This is a genomic window from Streptomyces sp. NBC_00234 (assembly GCF_036195325.1).
GTDB lineage: Bacteria > Actinomycetota > Actinomycetes > Streptomycetales > Streptomycetaceae > Streptomyces.
Map to the genome: position 1 here is coordinate 5,492,738 of NZ_CP108101.1, position 19,792 is coordinate 5,512,529.

Below are 19,792 nucleotides of genomic sequence, written 5' to 3' on the forward strand. Positions count from 1 at the left end.
AGCGTCGCTATCCGTCACTTCCGTCAGGTTCGTCCCTCTCCGGGGCGGCCGGCGGCGCTGTGGCTGACCGGGACTCCCCGCCGCCCTCCGGTCCGTCGTCGAGCACCACGTACTCCGGCAGAGTGAGCCGTGCCTCCGCCCCGCCGTCCGGAGGGTTGCGGAAGACCAGCGAGGCGCCGATGACCTCCGACTGCCCGACGGCGATGGTGAGTCCGAGGCCATGGCCCTTGCCGCCGCCCTCCGTGCGGAAGCGCTGCGGTCCGCCGGTCACCAGATACTCCGGGAAGCCGTCGCCGTGATCCCTGACGGTCACCACCGGGCCGTCGATCGTCAGGACCACCGGCGGCCGTCCGTGCCGGTGCGCGTTGGCGACCAGGTTCCCGAGAACGCGCTCCAGGCGGCGCCGGTCGGTCTCCACCCGCGCGAGCGCCTCGCCCGCCTGCCGGATCCCGGTCTCCGTGCCGGACGCCCGCACCACCCGCTCGACGACGGGCGCCAGATCGTGCACGGCGAGGTCGACGTGTTCGGTACGGGCGTCGAGCCGGGAGATCTCCAGCAGGTCCTCCGTCAGGGCCCGCATCGTCCGGACGCGGTCCCGCACCAGCTCGGAGGGGCGTCCGGGCGGCAGCAGCTCGGCGGCGGCCGACAGGCCCGTCAGCGGGGTGCGCAGCTCGTGCGCCACATCGGCGGTGAACCGCTGCTCGGTCTGCAGCTTGCGCTGGAGGGTGGACGCCATGGTGTCCAGTGCGCCGGCGACGATCGCCACCTCGTCCCGGGTGCGCGCGGGGCCGGCGGCGCGGGGATCCGCGACCCGGGCGTCGAGATCGCCCGCGCTGATCCGACGCGCCACCCGCGCGGTCTGGTGGAGGCGCCGGGTGACCCGGGTGACGGCGAACGCGCCCACCAGGAGCGTCGCGCCGATCGCCAGCAGGGAGGAGCCGACGATCGCGCGGTCGAGGCCGCGGAGGGTGCGCGCGCTCTGGCTGTGGTCGATCCGGGTCGCGAGCGTGCCGCGTTCGGCCGGGGCCGCCGCCCACATCGCCGGGTGGCCGCCGTCGTCGGCGACGAGTGTGCCCCGCTCGCCGTCGGCCGCGAGCGTGCGCAAGGGGGCGGGCAGGCCCGGCGGGTCGATCCCGGAGCCGGGCGGGAGCGCCTCGCCCGCCTCGTACGCGCGGGTCACCTCGTCCAGCCGGGACAGCGCCTTCTCGCGGGCCTGGCCGATGACCTGGCGGCTCACGGCGGTGTGGACGAGGACGCCGAGCAGTGCGGCGAGCGTGCAGCACATGACGGTGAGGAAGACCGCGGACTTCCAGGTGAGGGTGGCCGTCCAGGCGGGTGTGCGGAACCTGCGCCGCCTCATGGCCGCGCCGTCGCCGTGGGCGGTCTGCGGAGGATCTCGTCCAGGGTGGGCAGCATCGCGTGCTGCCGCTCGTCCCAGGACCAGGACGTGCGGTACTCGTACCCGGTGATCGCCGAAGGGGCGCGTACGACCAGATCGCGGCCCGCGAGCTCCACGCTGATCACCGCGTCGGACGTGGACATGATCCGGGTCAGCCCGCCCTTGTCGTGGGTGTAGACGCGCACGGAGAGCTGGCGGCCCGGCATCCGGACGGCGAGGACCATCTCGTCCTTGCCGTCGCCGGTCAGATCGCGGAAGTACGGCTCCAGTACGGGGCAGGCGCCGGGCCTGGTGCGGCACTCCTCGATGCGGCGGACCGTCTGCGCGGGGAGCTCGCCGGTGCCGCTGGACCGGTCGGTGCGGGCCTTGAGTCCGGCCTGCACCACCGCCACCGGGTCCAGCCGGCGCACATCACCGCCCGGGACCTCGATGCCGGGGATGCGGGCGGTCTCGCCCTCCCCGTAGTCGTACGGAGCGGCGGAGGCCGGGGGCAGCTGCGGCCACAGCCGGGCGGGGCCGACCGCGGCCGGGGTCCGCCCCGCGCTCTCGATACCGCCGCCGGTGTCGCAGCCCGTCAGGAGCGCGGCCCCGGCGGCGACGGCGGAGGCCGTCGTCAGGGCGCGGTACGGGCGCACGCTGTGCCTCTTCTCTCCGCGGTCCGGTGTGCGCGGACCCGGGAGGGATCCGCCTCACCGACCATAAGCGGAAGAAAGTCCGCTGTGCCCGGTTCGTGACCGTACGGGGTGAGGGGGCGGCGTCGGATCAGCGCTGGTACGGGTTCTGGCCGGACCCGGGAGGCGCGTACCCCGGCTGCTGCTGCGCCTGGCCGTACGGGTTGCCGTCCTGGCCCGCGGCGTGCTGCGCGAGCAGCTGCTCGGCCTGCTCCTTCGGGATCTGCTGCTCGCCGCCGCAGAACGTGCACTGCGTCGCGTACTTCGTGGAGAACGGGAAGAGCGGCACGAAGAACAGCGTGAACTTCGTGACCCTCTTGCGCAGCGTGTGCGCGGCGGGGTTGCCGCACCAGCCGCAGACCATCGTCAGGATGGCCAGCTGGTACAGATACCCCTTCGTGCCGAAAATGATCATGGTGTGGTTCCCTTCCCCGTGTTCCCCAGCAGCGTCCGCCGGCACAGTGCCAGCAGCTGTTCGTCCTCATATGTGTCGTGGCTGCCGTACCCGCCGTCCATCGCGTTGTGACGGCGTACGGAGACGAGCTCGGCGCTCAGCACATGTGCTGCTTCCGACCCTGCACCAGCAGCCCCCATCCGCGCCAGGCATTCCGCGACCCGGACTCTGACGTGACGGTTCTTCTCCCACGCCGCAAGGAGTACGGGGACCACGTCACCGGCCCGGCCGGTCACCTCCCAGAGGGCGATCGCGGCGTCCACGCGCAGCCACAGCTCCTCGTGGCGCAGCAGCACCCGCAGCTTCGGCGCCGCCACCGCGGCCCGCTCGCCCAGCCGGCCGAGCGCGCTCGCCGCCGCCCGCCGGTCGTGCACCTGGTCCGCCCACAGCCCCTCCATCAGGACCGGCAGCACGGTGTCGGCGTCCCCGTCGACCGCCCACAGCGTCTCCGCCGCCTCCGTCGCCGCGGCGGTTCCCGGGCGCCGGAGCAGTGCCCGCAGGTCCGGGACCGCACATTGGGCCGCCGGCCCGAACGAGCCGAGCGCCCGCAGTGCCGCCGTGCGCAGCCACTCGCCGCGGTACTCCGGCGCGCCCCTCAGCACCCGCAGCACCTCCGGCGCGGCCTCGCCCGCCCGCAGCGCGGTCAGCCCGCCGAGCAGCGGACTCGCCCGGTCGTACGCCCCCTCGTCGAGGCCGACCTCGCCGAGCCTGCGCCGCAGCACCCCGGCGAGCGGGGCCGCCGCCGCACCGAGGTGCCCGATCGCGAAGCCCACGTCGTGCGGGACCTCCGGCCGGTCCAGGGCCGCCGCGAGCGCCGGCACCACCCGGGCGTCGCCCAGCCGGGCCAGCGCCTTCACGGTGGAACCGAGCCCCGGCGGACCGCTCGCCCACTGCTTCACCCAGGCCCCGGGGTCCGCCGCCATCCGCTCGGCGAGCGCGTCGGCCGCGGGGGCGGCGAGGCCGAACAGCTCCTCCAGTACGTGCGAGGCGGCATCGGCCAGCCGCGGTTCGGGATCGGAGAGCTGGGTGCCGATCAGCCGGACCAGCTCCTCGTACGAGCCGCGCCAGGCCCGGATCAGCCCACTGCTCATCCGCACGGCATCGACGCGCTGCCACCGGTCCGGACTGCGCAACTGGTCGGTCAGCAGCGCCGTACGCTCGTCGACCCGGTCGTCCAGGCCGACGTGCAGCGTCCGCAGCAGGTCGGCCGACCAGGGCGCGCTGCGCCCCGCCGACTCCTCGGCGGACAGCGCCCGCAACTGCCCCACCAGCGTCGGGACGCCGGTGTGCGGTGCCGGATCGCCGCCCGGGGGTGGCGGTGCGGTCTCCACCACCGGCTCCGGAGCCGGCGGCACGGACCGCAGCTCCCGCATGAGCCCGGCGACGACCGCCACGACATCGGGCGGCAGCGAGTCGGGCGAGCAGCGCGCGAGCTGGGCGAGCGCCGCGAGCCGCAGCCCCGGCCCGTACTCCTGCGAGGACAGCCCGCTCAGCCACTCCGCGGCCCGGCCGGCGAGCGGCCGGTGGCGCAGCGCGACGCGTCCGGCGGCCTCGACCAGCGCCATCCGTACCTCGTCGTCGGGCTCGACCGCCAGCCGTTCCCGCAGCAGGGCGAGGACCCGCACCGGATGGCTGTGCAGGGTGGCGAGGGCCAGCGGGGCGGCGAGACGAACCCCCGGGTCCTCGTCGGCGACCAGCTCGAAGAAGACCTCGGCTCCCGCGGTGACGGCCGCTGCCGCCATCGCGTAGTTCGCGGCACCCTCGATCTCGTCCTCGTCGATCTCGTCCTCGTCGTCCTCGTCCAGATCGATGCCGCCGATGCTGGTCAGCAGCTCGACGATGCAGCCCCGGTCCTGTGTCCCGGGGTCCACCACCAACTCGAAGAGGAAAGGAATGCAGGCGAGCGTGCACCCGTACACGTCGCCCTGGTGATGGACGGCCCCGTACATGCCGTCGAGGGCGCTCTCACGCTCCGCCGGGTCGGCGGAGGCGAGGCCGCGCAGCAGCTCCGGCACGTCGTCGGCCGGCCCGTAGGCATGCTCCATCGAAGCCCACTCGACCTCGTCGATCCCCGCGAACACGCCATCCCCTCCCCGCGAACGCCCCTGCACCCGACGGCAGACACCGCGATCCCGAAGCAGCGCCTGGGCAGAGTGTGCACCACGCCCCCGTCAATCCACCCTCCACTTGTGGCCTTTCCTGGGACAGTCACAGGAACGGAACCGGGGTGTATCAGAGCCGTGGGGAAACGGCTCAGGCCGGGTCCGGCAGCGGCCGGGCCAGGGCGGTGTCGAACAGCGGGCCGAGCAGGTCCCCGTACCGTTCCAGCCGCGCGGCCATGTCGCCCGCCAGGAAGACCAGGTCTGCCGGTGTCCCGCACCGCTCGATCTCGTCCCAGGTGACGGGCGCGGACACGGCCGGCTCGGCCGTGGCCCGCAGGGTGTACGGAGTGGCCGTCGTCTTCGCGGCGGCGTTCTGGCTGAAGTCGACGAAGACCTTTCCCGGGCGCAGCGACCGGGTCATGCGGTGTACGACCAGTCCGGGCAGCGCCTTCTCCGCCTCCACGGCCAGCCCCTTGGCGTAGGCCGACACCCGGTCGGCGGGGGTGGGCTCCAGGGGGACGAGGAGATGGAGCCCCTTGGACCCGGACGTCTTGCCGTAGGCGGTCAGCGAGTCCGCGGCGAGCCGTTCGCGCAGCCAGAGCCCCACCGTGCAGCACTCCACGATGCTCGCGGGCGCCCCGGGGTCCAGATCGAGGACCAGCCGGTCGGCGATGCCGGGAGTCGCGGTCCGCCACTGCGTGGTGTGGAACTCCACCACCAGGTTGGCCGCCCACACCAGCGAGGCCAGGTCCTGTACGAGGACCTGGCGCGAGCTCTCTCCCTCGTGGCGCCGGACCTCGGCGGTCCGCACCCAGTCGGGCGTACCCGGCGGCGGGTTCTTGGTGAAGAAGCGCTGCCCGTCGGGCCCGTCCGGATAGCGAAGGAAGGACACGGGCCGGTCGTCCAGATGCGCGAGCAGAGGCGCCGCCGCCGTGGCCGCGTAGTAGTGCAGCACCTCGCCCTTGGTGGTTCCGGTGGCCGGATACAGCACCTTGTCGAGATTGCTGAGCGCCAGCCGCCGCCCCTCCACCTCCGTGATCGGCGTCATACGATAAGAATCACACGAAAACAGGCCCAGACATTTTTTATGGACACAAAAGGGGTGAACGGTGAGGTCCATATGGAACGGTGCCATCTCCTTCGGGCTGGTCAGCATTCCGATCAAGCTGGTCAACGCGACCGAGAGCCACTCCATCTCCTTCCGGCAGATCCATCTGGCCGACGGTGGCCGGATCAGATACCGCAAGGTGTGCGAACTCGACGAGCAGGAGGTGACGGCCTCGGACATCGGCAAGGCGTACGAGGACGTCGACGGCTCGATGATCCCGATCACCGACGAGGACCTGGCGGCCCTCCCGCTGCCGACGGCCAAGACGATCGAGATCGTCGCCTTCGTCCCGGCCTCGGAGATCGACCCGCTCCAGATGGACGCGGCGTACTACCTCTCCGCCAACGGGGTCCCGGCGGCCAAGCCGTACACCCTGCTGCGCGAGGCCCTCAAGCGCAGCCAGAAGGTCGCCGTCGCGAAGTACGCCCTGCGCGGCCGTGAACGGCTCGGCATGCTGCGTGTGGTCGACGACGTCATCGCGATGCACGGCCTGCTGTGGCCCGACGAGATCCGCGCCCCCGAGGGGGTCGCCCCGGAGGCCGACATCACGGTCCGCGACGCCGAACTCGACCTGGCGGACGCCCTGATGGACACCCTCGGCGAGGTCGACATGGACACGCTCCACGACGACTACCGCGAGGCCGTGGAGGAGCTCATCGCCGCGAAGGCGTCCGGCGAGACGATCGAGGCACCGGCGTCCGGGGAGGCCGGCGGCGGCAAGGTGATCGACCTGATCGCGGCGCTGGAGAACAGTGTCCGCGAGGCGAAGAAGTCCCGCGGCGAGGAGACGAAGGGCGAGGAGACGGAGGCCGAGGAGGACGAGCAGGTCGCCGACGTCCACCCGATCAAGTCCCGCAAGACGGCGCAGAAGGCCTCGCAGAAGACGACGCACAGGACCCCGACGGGCAAGACGGTGACACGCTCCGGCCAGGGTGCGGCGAAGAAGTCCACTCCCAAGGCGTCCGGCACGAAGAAGTCCACGGCGGCGCCCCGGAAGTCGGCCGCGAAGAAGACCACCGCCCGCAAGACGGCCTCCGGATCGAAGTCGTCCACGGCGAAGAAGTCCTCGTCGGGCGGCGGCACGGCGAAGAAGGCCACCCCGAGGAAGCGCGCCTCGGCCTGAGAGCGCGCTCGGACGCCGACGGCGTCGCCCCCTGGGGCCAGCCGGCCGGCCCGTGCCGCGGTGTCGGGTGCCGGACGGACCGCCGGTCGGTGTGAACGGCCCGGTCAGCCGGCCGACGCCGGACCGACCGGGTCCGGCAGGTCGAGACCTCCGAACGGATCGCGCTCGGTGGTGACGTACGTGCAACTCGTGTACGTGTACCCGGGCTGGACGCTCGCCCCCGACGCGTAGCTGTCCACGTCCGCGGACGCGCCCGTCCCGTGCTTGTACAGGAAGTGGTAGTCCCCCGCGGGGAGTTGGAGCCGGACCTTCGGGTACGTCCGGCCGCTCGCCCGGCAGGCGAGATCCGGGCCGCTCGACGGGCTGTACCGCTCGCAACTGCCGCACCCCTTCAGCTCGACGGTGCCGGAGACCGGGCCGGTGTAGAGGATCTCGACCGCGTTCGGCGCGTCATTGCTGATCACGAACTCCATCCGGGGCCCGCCCGGCTTCTTCCTGGGCGGCAGCCGCTTGCCCGCCGACGGCCGGTCCTCGGCTATCTCCGCCGCGATGGCGATGTCCCGGGCGTGCTGTCGGCGCCCGTCCTTCTCGTACGTGTCGGCGAAACCGGTCAGCGTCTTCCGTGCCTCGGGGAACTTCTTCTCCTTGAACTCGTCCACGCCGCAGGCGTAGACACCGTCCTCGACGCCGTCGTCGGCCCTCGCGCTCAGCACGGACACGGCCTTGTCGGGCATCGCCGCCACCGTGGCGCCGATACGCCGCAGCACCTCGGTGGCCGCGCACGGTTCGTCCCCGCGCACCGCCTCGGTCTGCTCGTCCATCTTCCCGATGACGGCCGGACCGACCTTCCCGGCCTGTGCGGAAGCGGGCAGCGTGCGCAGGAGTTCACCCAGCTCCCCGCCGTCCGACTCGGCGCTCGCGTCACTGCCGTCGCCGAGCTTGGACACACCGCACGCGTACAGCGATTCGGCGAGCGGGCCGTCCGGCCACCCGGCCAGGGTGCCCAGCAGTTTCGCGTCGACCGAGTCGGGCACGGTGCGCAGATGGGTCAGCGGCTCGACGGCCTCGCAGTGGTCCTTGGCCCGGTACGGCGCCGAGACCGCCTCGTAGTACGCCTTGAGCCGTGACGGCACCAGCTTCCCCGCCCGCGAACCGGCATGCTCCACGCCGAGCTCACGGTAGACGTCGAGCGCCGTCCGGTACTCCAGCCGGCCGTTGGCGAACGGCCGCCCGGACGCGGCGGCGACGGCCCGGTCGCCCTTCTCCAGCCGGTCCAGCAGCATCTGCTCGACGGCCGCGTCCTGCTCGGAGCCGTAGGCCGCCACGCCACCCACCGGGATCCCCAGGAGCACCACACCCAGCACCGCCGCCACCAGAGGCCGCCACGAGCCGCCCACGGCCGAGCGCCGGGCGGTCCACGCACCGTCGGCGGCAGCGAGAACCAGCACGACGAGGAAACTGACGACCACCCCCGCAGGCACCCCGTCGGCTTCGGCCGGGAGGGCGGCCAGCAGCAGCGCCCCGGTCGCCGCCCAGCAGAGGGCCGCCCTGGACCAGCGCCGCATCAGGGCATAACCCAGCCCCAGCCCTGTGAGGTTGAGCAAGGCGACGGCGACGGACCGCAGCGCCGCACCCGGTGGCGGCGGCCCGACCGCAGGGGGCTCCGCCGGAGGCGCCGGTGGCCCGCCCGGCGACTGCCATGATTCCGGCTCCGGCCCGAAGCGCTGATGGTCCCCCGCTGCCATACGGTCCCCCAACCGCCGAGCTTGACCAGGTCTTCACTGAACTGCCCGCTTTCGTCATGGTCCATGCTCCGTTCCGACACTTCGTGGCGGCGATCCACGGGATGGATGTCCGTGCTGCCGTCTTCTCCGGCCGGTAAAGTGCGCAGGGCCGCGACTGGCGCGTACCCCGGCAGGGGTCCTGTGTGGAAACGACCACGAGGGAGCGGCACACCCCGGGCCCGCCCGGGAGCGTCACCGCCGGAAGCCGTCCGCCTGGGCATCCGGGTCCATGCCGCAGCAATGCGACCGACCCGGGAGGACCCCATGACCGCACCCGACACCCGCCACCCCGCCCTGGCTTCCGCAGATCCGGAGATCGCCGCCCTGGTGAGCGCCGAGGAGCAGCTCCAGGCGGACACCCTGCGCCTGATCCCCAGCGAGAACTACGTCTCGGCCGCGGTGCTGGAGGCATCCGGCACGGTGCTCCAGAACAAGTACTCCGAGGGCTACGCGGGCAAGCGCTACTACGAGGGCCAGCAGAACATCGACCAGGTGGAGACGCTCGCCGTCGAACGGGCCAAGGCCCTCTTCCGCATGGACCACGCCAACGTGCAGCCGTACTCCGGCTCACCGGCCAACCTCGCCGTCTACATGGCGTTCCTGAAGCCCGGCGACACCGTTCTCGGCATGTCCCTCCCGATGGGCGGCCACCTGACCCACGGCTGGGGGGTCTCCGCCACCGGCTCCTGGTTCCGCGGAGTGCAGTACGGCGTACGTCGCGACACGGGCCGCATCGACCTCGACGAGGTACGCGACCTGGCGCTCGCCGAGCGCCCCAAGGTGATCTTCTGCGGCGGCACCGCCGTACCCCGGGTGATCGACTTCGCCGGTTTCGCCGAGATCGCCCGCGAGACCGGAGCCGTTCTCGTCGCCGACGTCGCCCACATCGCCGGTCTGATCGCCGGCGGCGCGCACCCCTCTCCGGCCCCGTACGCGGACGTGGTCTCCACCACCACCCACAAGACCCTGCGCGGTCCCCGCGGCGCGATGCTGCTCTCCAGGGCGGAGCACGCCCGCGCCCTCGACCGCGCCGTCTTCCCCGGCCTCCAGGGCGGCCCGCACAACCAGACCACGGCGGCCATCGCGGTCGCCCTGAAGGAAGCGGCCGGCGCCGACTTCAGCGGCTACGCCCACCAGGTGGTCGCCAACGCCCGTGCCCTGGGCGAGGAGTTGGCCGCCCTCGGCTTCGACCTGGTCTCAGGAGGAACGGACAACCACCTCCTGCTGATCGATCTCACCGCGAAGGAAGTCCCCGGCAAGATCGCGGCCAAGGCCCTCGACCGCGCGGGCATCGTGGTGAACTACAACACCGTCCCGTACGACACCCGTAAGCCCTTCGACCCGTCCGGCATCCGCATCGGCACCCCCGCCCTGACCTCGCGCGGCATCCCCGCCTCGGAGATGGGCGCCGTCGCACGCTGGATCGACCTCGTGGTCGACGCGGCCCGCACGGGCGACGAGGCCACGATCACGAAGGTCCGCGCCGAGGTGAAGACCCTGATGGACGCCTACCCGGCGCCGGGCCTGCCGGTGGGCTGACCCTCTGGACGACGGCCCGGGAGTGCGTGCGCCCCGGGCCGGCCGCCCCCTGTGCGCAGGCTCAGCCCAACTCGCCGACGAACGCCTGCCACGCCTCGCGCCCGAATCCGATGACGGGTCCGGCAGGGCGCTTGCTGTCGCGTACGGGGACGAGGTGGGGGAGGTTGTGACCCACTTCGACGCACTCTCCCTGTCCTCCGCTGAAGCTGCTTACACGCCATTCGGTTCCGGCGAGGTCCGGCAGGGTGCGGCGGTGTTGGGTCATGGTCTGTGCTCCTTGGCGATACGTCGGATCAGGCCGAGTGATTCCGTCGGTGGCAACGCCGAGGTGCGAGCGTCGTCGAAGAGATCGCGGTATCGCGCAACTTCGGACTCCCGTTCCATCCAGATGTTGCCGGTCGGAGTCTCAGTCAGGACGAGATCGAGCGCTGACACACGCGGAAAGCTCAGCAGCAGGTATGGACCGAACATACCTGGGTGTGCGCCACGGGAGAACGGCAGTACCTGGACGGTGATGTTGGGCAGCTCAGCCATGTTGGCCAGGTGTTCCAACTGGCCGTGCATGACGCTCTGCTCACCGACCTGCTGGTGGAGAACTCCTTCCGCAAGTACGGCCCAGAGCTCCGGGGGATCATCGCCGGACAAGCGCTCCTGTCGCGCGAGTCGCACCTGTACGAACTGGTCGATCTCCTCCGCCGTCTGCCACGCACGGGAAGCGACGGTTACGGCCCTTACGTACTCCGGTGTCTGCAGGAGCCCCGGGACCAGCTGCACCTGGAACGTTTTGATGCTGTCGCAGATCGTCTCCATCTCGATGTAGTCGCGATACGCGTCACCGAGTACCGAGCCGTACTGGTGCCACCAGCCCTCGCGCCGCCGGCGGTTTGCCGTGCGCGCAAGCGATGCGAGTCGGTCGCGGGCCTCCTGATCTGTCACGTCGTACGCGTGTATGAGTGCGACCAGATCCGGAGTACGGACTGGGACGTGGCCGTTCTCGATGCGGCTGATCTTGCCCTTGGTGCAGTCGAGGACTTCGGCCGCTTCGGCTGTGGACAGACCTGCGCTCTCGCGGAATCGGCGCAGCTCATCGCCGAGTTGGCGCCCCAGGACGGTGGATGGCTTTACGGATGACATACGTCACTCCCTATCAGCCTGGACCTGCTTCTGTGCCCAGGATGCACGAACGGGTGAATTGAGCATCAGAGAACCATTCAACGTTGCGCGAGTACGAAGTGCGCGGGCAGTCTGTGAGAGTCGATCGGCCCCAACCGGGGTCGATGGACGGGTACTTGCTGCGAATTCGCCGACCATCAGGGAGCGTCATGACAGAGCACTCCGACTTTCGCGAAGCCAGCTTCAGGCTGGCTCGATGCCGGAGCAGCGTTCCCAAAGTGCGAGCGTTACTGCGCGCCAGGCTCGGCGAGTGGCGCGCCTCCCAAGCGGTCTCCGCCGACGGTGAGTTGGTCCTCTCCGAGCTCGTCACCAACGCACTGCGGGTCCCCGTGCCCGGTGACCGGATGGTCGGCGTACACATCGCGTGCCGGGAGAAGGGCGCACTCCTGCGTGTGGAGGTGAGCGACGCGGGGCCCGGCCGGCCGGAGGTGCGGCAGCCCCGTGGGACCGATACGGGCGGGCGTGGGCTCATGCTGGTCGCCGCCCTCGCACACCGCTGGGGCGTCGACGAGCGCCCGGCCGGGATCGGCAAGACCGTCTGGGCGGAACTGCTGGCCCCGGGCGCCGACCCCGTACCCCCGGAACTGGAGATCGCGGCCGTCACCGTCCGGCCCGGCCAGTGCGTACGCGCCTGGGGCGCCTGGCACTCGGTGCGGGCCGTCCGGAGCGAGCGGTACGCCTCCGGTGGGCTCGCCGTCGTCATCACCCTGGACGACGGCGGTCCCGCCCTTCGCCTGCACGCGGCGGAACTGGTGACCGTCAGGACCCACGGGCCGGTGGTCGCGTCATGAGGGCGCTGTGGAAGAGGTTCCGCCGGCGCGCCGTACGCAGCGCCGCGCCACGCTTCATCGGCACCGTGAAGCACCTGATCGACGGCCGTCCCGCCGTTGTCAGCCGGGCCGGGGAGCCGGTGCCGATGGTGCTGCCGCCACCGCCACCGCCACCGCCACTGCCGCCGCCGCCACCGCCGAAGGTGCTGCGCACCGGGCGGGGGTCGCTCCGGGGCCGTATCCGTATCGCCGCCACGTTCGACGACCCGCCCGCCACCATCGCCGAAGCCTTCGGGGTGCGCTGATGCGACTTCTGCTCGATACCCGGGTGGTCATGTGGTGGCTCGGTGACTCACCGGAGCTGTCCCCGCAGGTCAAAGAGCTGCTGGATGCCGATCCCGGCGTCCATGTCAGCGCCGTGTCGCCGTGGGAGATCACGGTCGGGCAGTTCCTCGGCACCGTCGAAGGCCCTGGAGATCTGGCCGAGCAGGTGCGCGACCTGCCGTTCGCGGGTGTGCCGGTCACGGCCGCGCACGGGGTGCGGGCCGGCCGGCTGCCGATGCTGCACACGGACCCCTTCGACCGGCTGCTGATCGCACAGGCGCAGGCCGAGGGAATGGTGCTGGTCACCCGGAGCGCATGGATTCCGCAGTACGACGTACAGGTCATGCAGGTCTGACCTGTCGCCCTGCGCGACAACCCGCGCATGGCGTGTCGTCCCCGTCCGCAGGCGTCGGCCCTTCGCCAGCGATTCTCCGGCACGGCGCTCCGCGTACGGCGGTACGGTCGGCCCGGAAGGTCTTCCGCGTCGGTCAAGGTGGTTGGGTTGCTGTACATCGCGTTGCTGCGTGGCCTGAACGTTCCCGGCCGCTCGGTGAAGATGGAGTATCTGCGCTCCCTCTTCACGGAGATGGGATTCGCCTCGGTCCGCAGCTACATCCAGTCCGGGAACGTCTTCTTCGAATCCGACGAGGAGGACCGGGCGGTCCTGAGCGAGACCATCGGCAGGGGTCTGGGGGACGCCCTCGGATACGAGGTCGCCGTCTGTCTGCGTACGGTGCCCGAGCTGGAGGAGCTCGTCGCGCTCGATCCGTTCGCCGATCTCACCGTTACCGACGACATGCGCTGCTGCGTCGTGTTCACGACCGAGCGGATCGATCCCGCGCTGGAACTGCCGCTGATGTCGCCCAAGAAGGACATCGAGATCATCCACACCTCGCCGTACGAGGCGTTCGTGGTCTGGCACCTGATCAACGGCAAGGCACCGAACGCCAAGGGCTTCCAGGAACGGGTCCTCGGGCGGGACGCCACGACCCGCTTCTTCCACACCGTCGGCAAGATCCTCGCCGCGGCCACGAAGGGCTGACGCCCGGCTCAGCCGGTTGCCGGCAGCGGCTCGCCCACGAACGCGGCGAGGCGCTGCATGCCGGGGGCGCACGCGCGGTGCAGTTCCTCGGTCTGCTCGGGGGAGAGCGCCGTGGAGGCTCCTGTCCGGCCCGCGTCCACGCGTCCGGCCACCCGGTCCGCCCAGGCCGCCGGTTCGGGGATGCCCGTGAACCGGCCGAAGCGGGTGAGTTCCGGGACCGGGTCGGCCACGATCCGGTCGTAGGAGATGTGCAGCAGCCGGTCCTCGGGGAGCCCGGCGAGGTGCTTGACCGCGCCGGTGCTGTACGACCACATCGTCCCGAACCGCTCCAGCGGAAGGTCGGCGTCGGCGAGCGCCGAGGCGTCCAGGGTGTCCGGTGCGAACCTGCGCAGCTCCTCCGGGAGGCGCTGCGGGTGTTCCGGGTCGTGGACCGCGTACGGGTCCACCCCGAGGATCTTGCGCATCTCCCTGATCTTCACCGCCAGCCGGAAGATCGGATGCCGGCTCATGGACACCGCACAGTCGGGGCCGTGCCGGTACATGTGGACGAAGCGCGCCTCGGGGAAGTACGTCAGGAGATCGGGCAGGAAGCGCTGCGCGGCGCCCGAGCGCTCGATGACGACCTCGCGGCCCAGGAACGAGGCCCACCAGGCGAAGAGCCGCAGGTACTGGCGGGGGAGCGGGGCCACCGGCCAGCCGGTCACCTCGTCCCGGATGCTGTCGAGCAGCGCGTCCGGGTCGTCGGTCAGCGGGGGCAGCGTCATGACCGAGAGCGCGGGCACGTCTCCGGGGGCGTAGCGGCCGGAACCGAGCGGGTAGCGGTACTCCGGGACGGTCACGCCCCTGCGCATCAGCGTGTTGGGCTTCAGCCGCGGTGTGCTGAGCAGTTCCCAGAACGCCGGGCCGTCCAGCTCGCGGGCCGTGAATCCCCACGGGTCCAGGCAGGCGAAGAACTCGCTGAGGCTGAGCACCTCGGGGTGTTCGTTGACGAGATCCGACAGCATCGTCGATCCACAACGGCCGGTGCCCAGGACGATGGTGAGTGGCGCCACCTTCTCGCTCCTTCCGTCAGCGGAGACCTCACGCGCGCAAGGAGATCGTCTTTCCGCTGCCTCTTCCGTTTCTCTCCGAGGGCTCTCTCAAGTAATTTCCTTTGAAACAACGGGGGTTGACCGGATTGGGCGTTGACTGGCTCCGGTGCCGTCCTTAGGATTCCTTGCGATTTGCCATGGGCGTGAATTCGGCCAATGGGAAATTGGCCGGTGAGGTGCAACGAACTTTTCGGTGGTGTGATCCAGCCATTCGACGGTGACCGCAGGCCACAGGGGCCGACCCGAGGGAAAGAGTCCGATGGTGAATCAGACGTCGCAGACCGGCGAAACCAGTGAATCCAGCGATTCCGACCGCTTCGGTGAGTCGATAGCGTGCTCCAAGGCCGACGACGGTGTCCTCCTCGTCGAATTCACCGGCGCGCACGAGCAGAACCCCTTCAGCCGGGCCCGGATGCGTGAACTCACCGCGCTGATGCGCGACATCGACGCGGACGAGCAGGTGCGGTGCGTCCTGCTGTACGGCGGTCCCGGGCGCTCCTTCGGAGTCGGCGGCGACTTCAACGAGGTCTCCATGTTCACCGGCGGCGACGAGGTGAACGACTGGATCGACGACATCACCGATCTGTACGGGACGATCGCGGGCATCTCCAAGCCGGTCGTCGCGGCGATCGACGGCTATGCCATCGGGGTCGGCCTCCAGATCGCCCTGTGCTGCGACTACCGGGTGGGCAGTGAGAACGCGCGCCTGGTGATGCCCGAGCTGAAGGTGGGCATCGCCTGCAACTTCGGCGGATTCATGCTGCGGTACACCGTCGGCACCACCGTCATGCAGCGCATGCTCTACACCTGCGAGGAGTGGCCCGCCGACCGGGCGCTGGCCGATGGGCTCCTCCATGAGGTGCAGCCCGAGGAGAACACCCTCGGCCGCGCGATGGAGCTCTCCCGCACCCTGGCCCGCTACACCCCGGAGGCGGTGCAGGGCACCCGGGGACGGGTCAACGCCCCGTTCGTGGAAGGGCTGGAGCGGGTCCGCGCCGAGGCCAAGGACTCGCACCGCAAGGCGTTCGCGGCGGGCGAGGCGCAGGTCCGGATGCGCCGGATCATCGGGCGGAGCTGACCGGCGGTCCGTGGGGGAGGGCCTGACGGCTCACCCCCACGGACCCCTGCCCACGGACCGGGCTACCGCGTCACCGTGCGGCGGAAGTCGTCGAAGCGGGCCTCCACCTGCCAGCCGAGCCGGTGGTAGAGGGCGAGCGCGGGGGTGTTGGCCGTGTCGACGGTCAGGACCATCGCCGTACGCCCGCGCCGCCGCGACGCGTGCATCACCGAGAGCAGCAGCAGGGATCCCAGGCCCCGTTGCCGGGCCTGCGGTGCGACACCGATCTGCCGGACGTACGCCGCGTCGCGGCTGTCCCGCATGCGGTCGGTGATGTTGGCGAAGCCGACCGCCGTACCGTCCACCTCCAGCAGGGCGCACTGCGCCGGATCGACGCCCGGGTCCGTCGTCCACCACTCCAGCCAGGTGTCGAACCCGTCCTCGCTCTTGCCCGCCTCCTCGGCCGCGTAAGCCCTGTTCTTCACCGCGTGGAACGTCCGCAGGTCCTGTTCGCCGTCGAGCGGACGCACCACCGCGCCCGGCACGACGGGCAGCCGCGGGAGCGCCTCGTCCAGGGTGACCGCCATGCGGTAGTACGGGTGCGGGGAGCCGAATCCCCGGGTGTGCAGGGCCGCACGGGCGGTCTTCTCGCCCTCGGAGACGAAGCAGGACAGCTCGCCCTCGCCCCCGGCCAGTAGCTCTCCGCAGCGCCGTCCGGCGAAGTCCAGCAGCAGGCCCGCGTCCTCGGCGGTGGCGTCCGGCCCGAGCACCAGCTCGGCCGTCCATCCCGAGATCCCCGAAGCGCTGCTCAGCCACACCGCGCCCACCGGCCGGCCGTCGGGGCCGTACAGCAGCCGGCCGTCGCTCGGGGCGTTCAGGCCCGGAGCGGTCAGCCGGCCCGTGATCCAGGCGTGGGTCGTCTCCTCCTTGCCCAGCGCGGCTCGGTCCCGCTCCCGCGCGAGCCGCCAGACGGCGTCCGTATGGGTACGGGGATCGAGCGGGACCAGGGAGGGGGTATCCCCGGCCCGGTGGACGGGGCCCGTCATCGGGCCGCGCCCGCGGCGCCCTTGTCCCGCCGGGGGAGCGAGTAGACGTAGCTGACCGCCCGGCGGTCGTCGTCGGTGGTGTTGGGGGCCGAGGTGTGTGCGGTGTATCCGCCGAACAGCACCGCGGATCCGGCACGCCGGGGGAGCGTCACCGGGGTCAGCTCCGGCCAGATCCGACCGATGTCGAGCGTGGGTTCACGCGGCGAGGCGAAGAGGTCGTCCTGGTTGATGCCGTCCGGCTTGTACGCGACCCTCTCGCGGTGCGAACCGGGCAGGAACTGCAGGCAGCCGTTGTCCTCGCGGGCGTCGTCCACCGCTATCCAGATGGTGTAGACGTCCTCGTACTTCTCGTAGAACTCCTCCTTGAGGAAGAGCGCGTCCTGGTGCCACGGCTTCTCCGAGCCGACCTCCGAGGGCTTCGCCCACAGGTAGGTGTTGTAGAAGTCGCCCGCGACGCCGTGCAGCGGCCGGACGACACCCTCGTTGAGGTTGATCAGCTCCGGGATCGAGGCCAGTTCGGGCGAGTGCTCATGGGCCATGCCCACCACCCGCACCTTGCCGGGGATGCACTCCTTGCCGGCGGCGCGCGCGGCCCATCCGCCGCCCTCGCCGTCCGACTCCAGCTGCCATCCGAAGGTGCTGTAACGCATGTCCTCGGTCCGCCGGATCAGATCCGAGCAGCCGCGGCGCATCAGATCGAGGGCTGGTTCGGGCACCAGGTCGTCGAGCTGGATGACGCCGCGCTCCTCCAGTTCGCCGGCGAGGTCTGCGATCGACGGGCTGAGGGGCATCGGCTCCACCTTTCTGTACGCGCACGGGCGTGCGACGTCAAGAACTCTGTGTGTGACTCGACTATGTGCAAGCGGCCGGTGCACCGGCAACGGAACGGCCGCGGACGGTTCGGGGCAGGCCCCAAATGGCATAGGGGGCAGGGGGCTTGGTGGGCTCTAGGGTGGGTGCACCGATGACGTCGGGGGTTGGAGGAGTCGCATGACGGGAACGGGGTCGGCGTCCGTTTCGGCGGTGATCGTCGACTGGGGCGGCGTGCTGACGCAGTCCTTCGACGAGGCGATCGCGGTGTGGGCCGCCGCCGAGGGAGTGGCGGCAGGGGAGTTCGGCGCGGTGCTCGGGCGGCTGCTGGGGCCGGACGCGGTACCGGACGGCGGGCCCAATCCCTTCCACCGGGTCGAGCGGGGCGAACTGCCGGTCGCGGAATTCGAGTCCGCGCTCGCCGCGCTCCTGCGACGCACCGACGGGGCGCCGGTGCCGGCCGAGGGCCTGGTGCAGCGCATGTTCGCGCCCTTCGCCATGGATCCCGCGATGACCGGGCTGCTGCGCCGGGTGCGGAGTGCGGGGGTCCCCGTGGCACTGCTCTCCAACTCCTGGGGCCACCGGTACGACCGCGAGGGCTGGGAGGACCTGTTCGACGCGGTGGTGATCTCCTGCGAGGTGGGGATGCGCAAGCCGGAACCGGAGATCTTCCGGCACACCGCCGGCCTGCTGGGCCGCCGGCCGCAGGAGTGCGTGTTCGTGGACGACCTGGGCCGCAACGTGCGGGCCGCGTCCGCCCTGGGGATGGCCACCGTCCACCACCGGGCCGCGGCGGAGACCGAGGGCGCCCTGGTCCGGCAGCTCGCCGGTCTGTCCGCGATCTCCGGGCGGGCCTGACGGCCCGGGAGTCCGGTGACCGGGGGCGGCCTTTGGTGGGCTCAGGCGGCGGCCCGGGGAGCCGCCGGGGTGCCGATGGACTGCGCCGCCGCGTGCTGGCGCATCCGGCCCACCAGTTCGTCGAGCCGGCTCTCGGCCGGCCCCGTACAGTCCAGCAGCCGGCGGGCGGCGGCGGACAGCGAGGTTCCGCGTGCGGTGCTGTAGACCAGCGGCAGCCCGCAGCCCTTCTCCAGCCGGTGGATGCGCCGGGTCAGCGCGGGCTGGGTGACCAGCAGGGTGGCGGCGGCGCGGTTCAGGCTGCCGATCCGGTGGATCACCCGCAGCAGATGCAGGTGCTCCGCCTCGAAGTGGTTGTCCGATTCCGGCCCCGCCCAGTGGAGTTCGGACAGCAGGACGGGAAGCGGGGCGTCGGCGTCGGACGGCGAGATGTCGGCCTCGGTCCTGGTCCGTATCGGGCGCCCCGGCCCTTCGGTGAGCGGAGGGAACGAGGCGGAGGCGGCGTACACGGGATTCCGCTTCGCCGCGCGCTGCGCGTAGCCGTACCGCAGCCAGGTGCAGAGCTCGTGGGCGAGCGTCAGCGGGACGACGAGCGGGTCCACGGCCAGCGAGAGCCGGCGGACCAGCCGCTGGCGCAACGGCCGCAGCACCAGGCTCAGTTCGTGCTCCGGTTCCGGCGAGAGCGGGGAGACGAGCGCGACGCCGTAGCCCCGGCCGACCAGCTCGAGAGCCGCGCTCTGCGAGCGGACCGTGAAGCTGACCCGGGGAGCGGGCGAGAGCAGGGAGAAGGCCCAGCCCTGGTCGTCGCAGGCGTCACCGCCCACGGTGGCCACCCACTCCGCGTCCGCCAGGTCGTGCAGGTCGAGTGCCTCCCGCCGGGCGAGCGGATGGTCCCTGGGCAGCGCGACCCACTGCGGCTCGTCCACGACGGTGCGCACCAGCGCCTCGCTGCGCCGCAGTCCCGGCCTCCGGGTGGTCTCCCAGCCGCAGGCGGCGTCGACCGCGTAGCGCTCGAACCGCTGCCAGACATCACGGCTGTCACCCGGCACGACGTCGAACACCGCTTCGGGGAAACGATCCGCCAGGTCACGGCCCATGCCGTAGGCCCGTTCCGTGCCCACCGCGAACTGCACGACCGGCAGCCGCTCCTCCGTGTCCGTGCGGTGGTGGGACGTGGCCATCGCGAAATCGATCGCGCCCACCAGCCGCCGCCCCGCGTGCAGCAGGGCGTGCCCGGCCTCGGTGAGCTCGGTGCCCGTGGAACTGCGTGACACCAGCGGGGTGCGCAGCCGCCGCTCCAGCTTGATCAGACGGCGGCTCGCGGACGACTGGGTCATCCGGCCGCCCCGTTCCACCGCGTGCAGGCTCCCGTGGTCGGAAACCGCTTGCAGCAGGGCCACATCCGAACGCCGAAGATCGAACATCCAGCACCCCTCTTGCCGTC

At 71.5% G+C, this 19,792-nt stretch carries 20 protein-coding genes; 8 read left to right on the plus strand and 12 right to left on the minus strand.

Features of this window, described 5'->3' with window-relative positions; genetic code table 11:
• Positions 1 to 7: 7 nt before the first annotated feature.
• From OG230_RS24380 to ligD, 5 genes are all read right to left on the minus strand, one after another.
• Entirely contained in the window at positions 8 to 1,360 is a 1,353-nt protein-coding gene (locus OG230_RS24380) for a HAMP domain-containing sensor histidine kinase (protein WP_328905853.1), read from the minus strand.
• Positions 1,357 to 2,034: a hypothetical protein gene (locus OG230_RS24385; RefSeq protein ID WP_328905854.1), complete on the minus strand. Its 678-nt coding sequence runs from the start codon at positions 2,032 to 2,034 to the stop codon at positions 1,357 to 1,359. The genes OG230_RS24380 and OG230_RS24385 overlap by 4 nt, the downstream gene beginning before the upstream one ends.
• Positions 2,035 to 2,161: 127 nt before the next feature.
• Positions 2,162 to 2,485 carry a zinc-ribbon domain-containing protein gene (locus tag OG230_RS24390; protein WP_328905855.1) on the minus strand — a complete coding sequence of 108 codons (324 nt, stop codon included), beginning with the start codon at positions 2,483 to 2,485 and terminating at the stop codon, positions 2,162 to 2,164.
• A complete protein-coding gene (locus tag OG230_RS24395; protein WP_328905856.1) occupies positions 2,482 to 4,605 on the minus strand; it encodes a HEAT repeat domain-containing protein in 2,124 nt (707 codons plus the stop codon). The genes OG230_RS24390 and OG230_RS24395 overlap by 4 nt, the downstream gene beginning before the upstream one ends.
• A 172-nt stretch (positions 4,606 to 4,777) precedes the next feature.
• Entirely contained in the window at positions 4,778 to 5,674 is an 897-nt protein-coding gene (gene ligD, locus OG230_RS24400) for a non-homologous end-joining DNA ligase (RefSeq protein WP_328905857.1), read from the minus strand.
• Positions 5,675 to 5,735: 61 nt separating this feature from the next.
• Between ligD and ku the strand changes: the two genes are divergently transcribed.
• A complete protein-coding gene (ku, locus tag OG230_RS24405; RefSeq protein WP_328905858.1) occupies positions 5,736 to 6,857 on the plus strand; it encodes a non-homologous end joining protein Ku in 1,122 nt (373 codons plus the stop codon).
• Positions 6,858 to 6,961: 104 nt separating this feature from the next.
• Here ku and OG230_RS24410 read toward each other — a convergent pair whose 3' ends face one another.
• Positions 6,962 to 8,602: a hypothetical protein gene (locus tag OG230_RS24410; RefSeq protein ID WP_328905859.1), complete on the minus strand. Its 1,641-nt coding sequence runs from the start codon at positions 8,600 to 8,602 to the stop codon at positions 6,962 to 6,964.
• Positions 8,603 to 8,905: 303 nt separating this feature from the next.
• Here OG230_RS24410 and glyA point away from each other — a divergent pair, with 303 nt between their 5' ends.
• Positions 8,906 to 10,180 (plus strand): serine hydroxymethyltransferase, encoded by a 1,275-nt coding sequence (glyA, locus tag OG230_RS24415; protein ID WP_328905860.1) that lies wholly within the window; start codon positions 8,906 to 8,908, stop codon positions 10,178 to 10,180.
• A gap of 61 nt (positions 10,181 to 10,241) precedes the next feature.
• Here the strand turns inward: glyA and OG230_RS24420 are convergent, their stop codons facing one another.
• Complete coding sequence (locus OG230_RS24420) at positions 10,242 to 10,445, minus strand: DUF397 domain-containing protein (RefSeq protein ID WP_328905861.1); 204 nt, start codon at positions 10,443 to 10,445, stop codon at positions 10,242 to 10,244.
• A complete protein-coding gene (locus OG230_RS24425) occupies positions 10,442 to 11,314 on the minus strand; it encodes a helix-turn-helix domain-containing protein (RefSeq protein WP_328905862.1) in 873 nt (290 codons plus the stop codon). Before OG230_RS24425 ends, OG230_RS24420 begins: the two co-directional genes overlap by 4 nt.
• A gap of 257 nt (positions 11,315 to 11,571) precedes the next feature.
• Between OG230_RS24425 and OG230_RS24430 the strand changes: the two genes are divergently transcribed.
• The 4 genes from OG230_RS24430 (at position 11,572) to OG230_RS24445 (ending at position 13,489) form a co-directional block, all read left to right on the plus strand.
• Positions 11,572 to 12,144, plus strand: coding sequence for an ATP-binding protein (locus OG230_RS24430; RefSeq protein ID WP_443051361.1), 573 nt, complete (start codon positions 11,572 to 11,574; stop codon positions 12,142 to 12,144).
• Positions 12,141 to 12,428, plus strand: a complete 288-nt coding sequence (locus tag OG230_RS24435) for a prevent-host-death protein (protein WP_328905864.1) — start codon at positions 12,141 to 12,143, stop codon at positions 12,426 to 12,428. Before OG230_RS24430 ends, OG230_RS24435 begins: the two co-directional genes overlap by 4 nt.
• A complete protein-coding gene (locus OG230_RS24440; RefSeq protein ID WP_328905865.1) occupies positions 12,428 to 12,802 on the plus strand; it encodes a type II toxin-antitoxin system VapC family toxin in 375 nt (124 codons plus the stop codon). Before OG230_RS24435 ends, OG230_RS24440 begins: the two co-directional genes overlap by 1 nt.
• 138 nt (positions 12,803 to 12,940) lie before the next feature.
• Positions 12,941 to 13,489, plus strand: a complete 549-nt coding sequence (locus tag OG230_RS24445) for a DUF1697 domain-containing protein (RefSeq protein WP_328905866.1) — start codon at positions 12,941 to 12,943, stop codon at positions 13,487 to 13,489.
• 8 nt (positions 13,490 to 13,497) lie between these two features.
• Here OG230_RS24445 and OG230_RS24450 read toward each other — a convergent pair whose 3' ends face one another.
• The gene (locus OG230_RS24450) at positions 13,498 to 14,541 is read right to left on the minus strand and encodes a hypothetical protein (RefSeq protein WP_328905867.1); all 1,044 of its coding nucleotides are present in this window, start codon (positions 14,539 to 14,541) and stop codon (positions 13,498 to 13,500) included.
• Positions 14,542 to 14,839: 298 nt separating this feature from the next.
• On the opposite strand from OG230_RS24450, the gene OG230_RS24455 reads away from it, so the two are divergent.
• Positions 14,840 to 15,658: an enoyl-CoA hydratase/isomerase family protein gene (locus OG230_RS24455; RefSeq protein ID WP_328905868.1), complete on the plus strand. Its 819-nt coding sequence runs from the start codon at positions 14,840 to 14,842 to the stop codon at positions 15,656 to 15,658.
• A gap of 62 nt (positions 15,659 to 15,720) precedes the next feature.
• On the opposite strand, the gene OG230_RS24460 is transcribed toward OG230_RS24455, so the two are convergent.
• On the minus strand, positions 15,721 to 16,683 hold the full coding sequence (locus tag OG230_RS24460) for a GNAT family N-acetyltransferase (protein ID WP_328905869.1): 963 nt from the start codon (positions 16,681 to 16,683) through the stop codon (positions 15,721 to 15,723).
• A complete protein-coding gene (locus tag OG230_RS24465) occupies positions 16,680 to 17,474 on the minus strand; it encodes a phytanoyl-CoA dioxygenase family protein (protein WP_328905870.1) in 795 nt (264 codons plus the stop codon). Before OG230_RS24465 ends, OG230_RS24460 begins: the two co-directional genes overlap by 4 nt.
• Before the next feature lie 199 nt (positions 17,475 to 17,673).
• Here OG230_RS24465 and OG230_RS24470 point away from each other — a divergent pair, with 199 nt between their 5' ends.
• Positions 17,674 to 18,351 (plus strand): HAD family hydrolase, encoded by a 678-nt coding sequence (locus tag OG230_RS24470; protein ID WP_328905871.1) that lies wholly within the window; start codon positions 17,674 to 17,676, stop codon positions 18,349 to 18,351.
• A 41-nt stretch (positions 18,352 to 18,392) separates the two neighbouring features.
• Here OG230_RS24470 and OG230_RS24475 read toward each other — a convergent pair whose 3' ends face one another.
• Positions 18,393 to 19,772, minus strand: coding sequence for a LysR family transcriptional regulator (locus OG230_RS24475; protein WP_328905872.1), 1,380 nt, complete (start codon positions 19,770 to 19,772; stop codon positions 18,393 to 18,395).
• Positions 19,773 to 19,792 lie beyond the last annotated feature (20 nt).

What these genes read in the sequence shown, in the direction of transcription:
- OG230_RS24470 (WP_328905871.1), top strand. Translation starts at nt 17,674, where the DNA reads ATGACGGGAACGGGGTCGGCGTCCGTTTCGGCGGTGATCGTCGACTGG.
- OG230_RS24455 (WP_328905868.1), top strand. Translation starts at nt 14,840, where the DNA reads ATGGTGAATCAGACGTCGCAGACCGGCGAAACCAGTGAATCCAGCGAT.
- OG230_RS24420 (WP_328905861.1), bottom strand. Translation starts at nt 10,445, where the DNA reads ATGACCCAACACCGCCGCACCCTGCCGGACCTCGCCGGAACCGAATGG.
- OG230_RS24440 (WP_328905865.1), top strand. Translation starts at nt 12,428, where the DNA reads ATGCGACTTCTGCTCGATACCCGGGTGGTCATGTGGTGGCTCGGTGAC.
- OG230_RS24465 (WP_328905870.1), bottom strand. Translation starts at nt 17,474, where the DNA reads ATGCCCCTCAGCCCGTCGATCGCAGACCTCGCCGGCGAACTGGAGGAG.
- OG230_RS24435 (WP_328905864.1), top strand. Translation starts at nt 12,141, where the DNA reads ATGAGGGCGCTGTGGAAGAGGTTCCGCCGGCGCGCCGTACGCAGCGCC.
- ligD (WP_328905857.1), bottom strand. Translation starts at nt 5,674, where the DNA reads ATGACGCCGATCACGGAGGTGGAGGGGCGGCGGCTGGCGCTCAGCAAT.
- OG230_RS24425 (WP_328905862.1), bottom strand. Translation starts at nt 11,314, where the DNA reads ATGTCATCCGTAAAGCCATCCACCGTCCTGGGGCGCCAACTCGGCGAT.
- OG230_RS24475 (WP_328905872.1), bottom strand. Translation starts at nt 19,772, where the DNA reads ATGTTCGATCTTCGGCGTTCGGATGTGGCCCTGCTGCAAGCGGTTTCC.
- OG230_RS24380 (WP_328905853.1), bottom strand. Translation starts at nt 1,360, where the DNA reads ATGAGGCGGCGCAGGTTCCGCACACCCGCCTGGACGGCCACCCTCACC.
- OG230_RS24460 (WP_328905869.1), bottom strand. Translation starts at nt 16,683, where the DNA reads ATGACGGGCCCCGTCCACCGGGCCGGGGATACCCCCTCCCTGGTCCCG.
- glyA (WP_328905860.1), top strand. Translation starts at nt 8,906, where the DNA reads ATGACCGCACCCGACACCCGCCACCCCGCCCTGGCTTCCGCAGATCCG.
- OG230_RS24390 (WP_328905855.1), bottom strand. Translation starts at nt 2,485, where the DNA reads ATGATCATTTTCGGCACGAAGGGGTATCTGTACCAGCTGGCCATCCTG.
- OG230_RS24410 (WP_328905859.1), bottom strand. Translation starts at nt 8,602, where the DNA reads ATGGCAGCGGGGGACCATCAGCGCTTCGGGCCGGAGCCGGAATCATGG.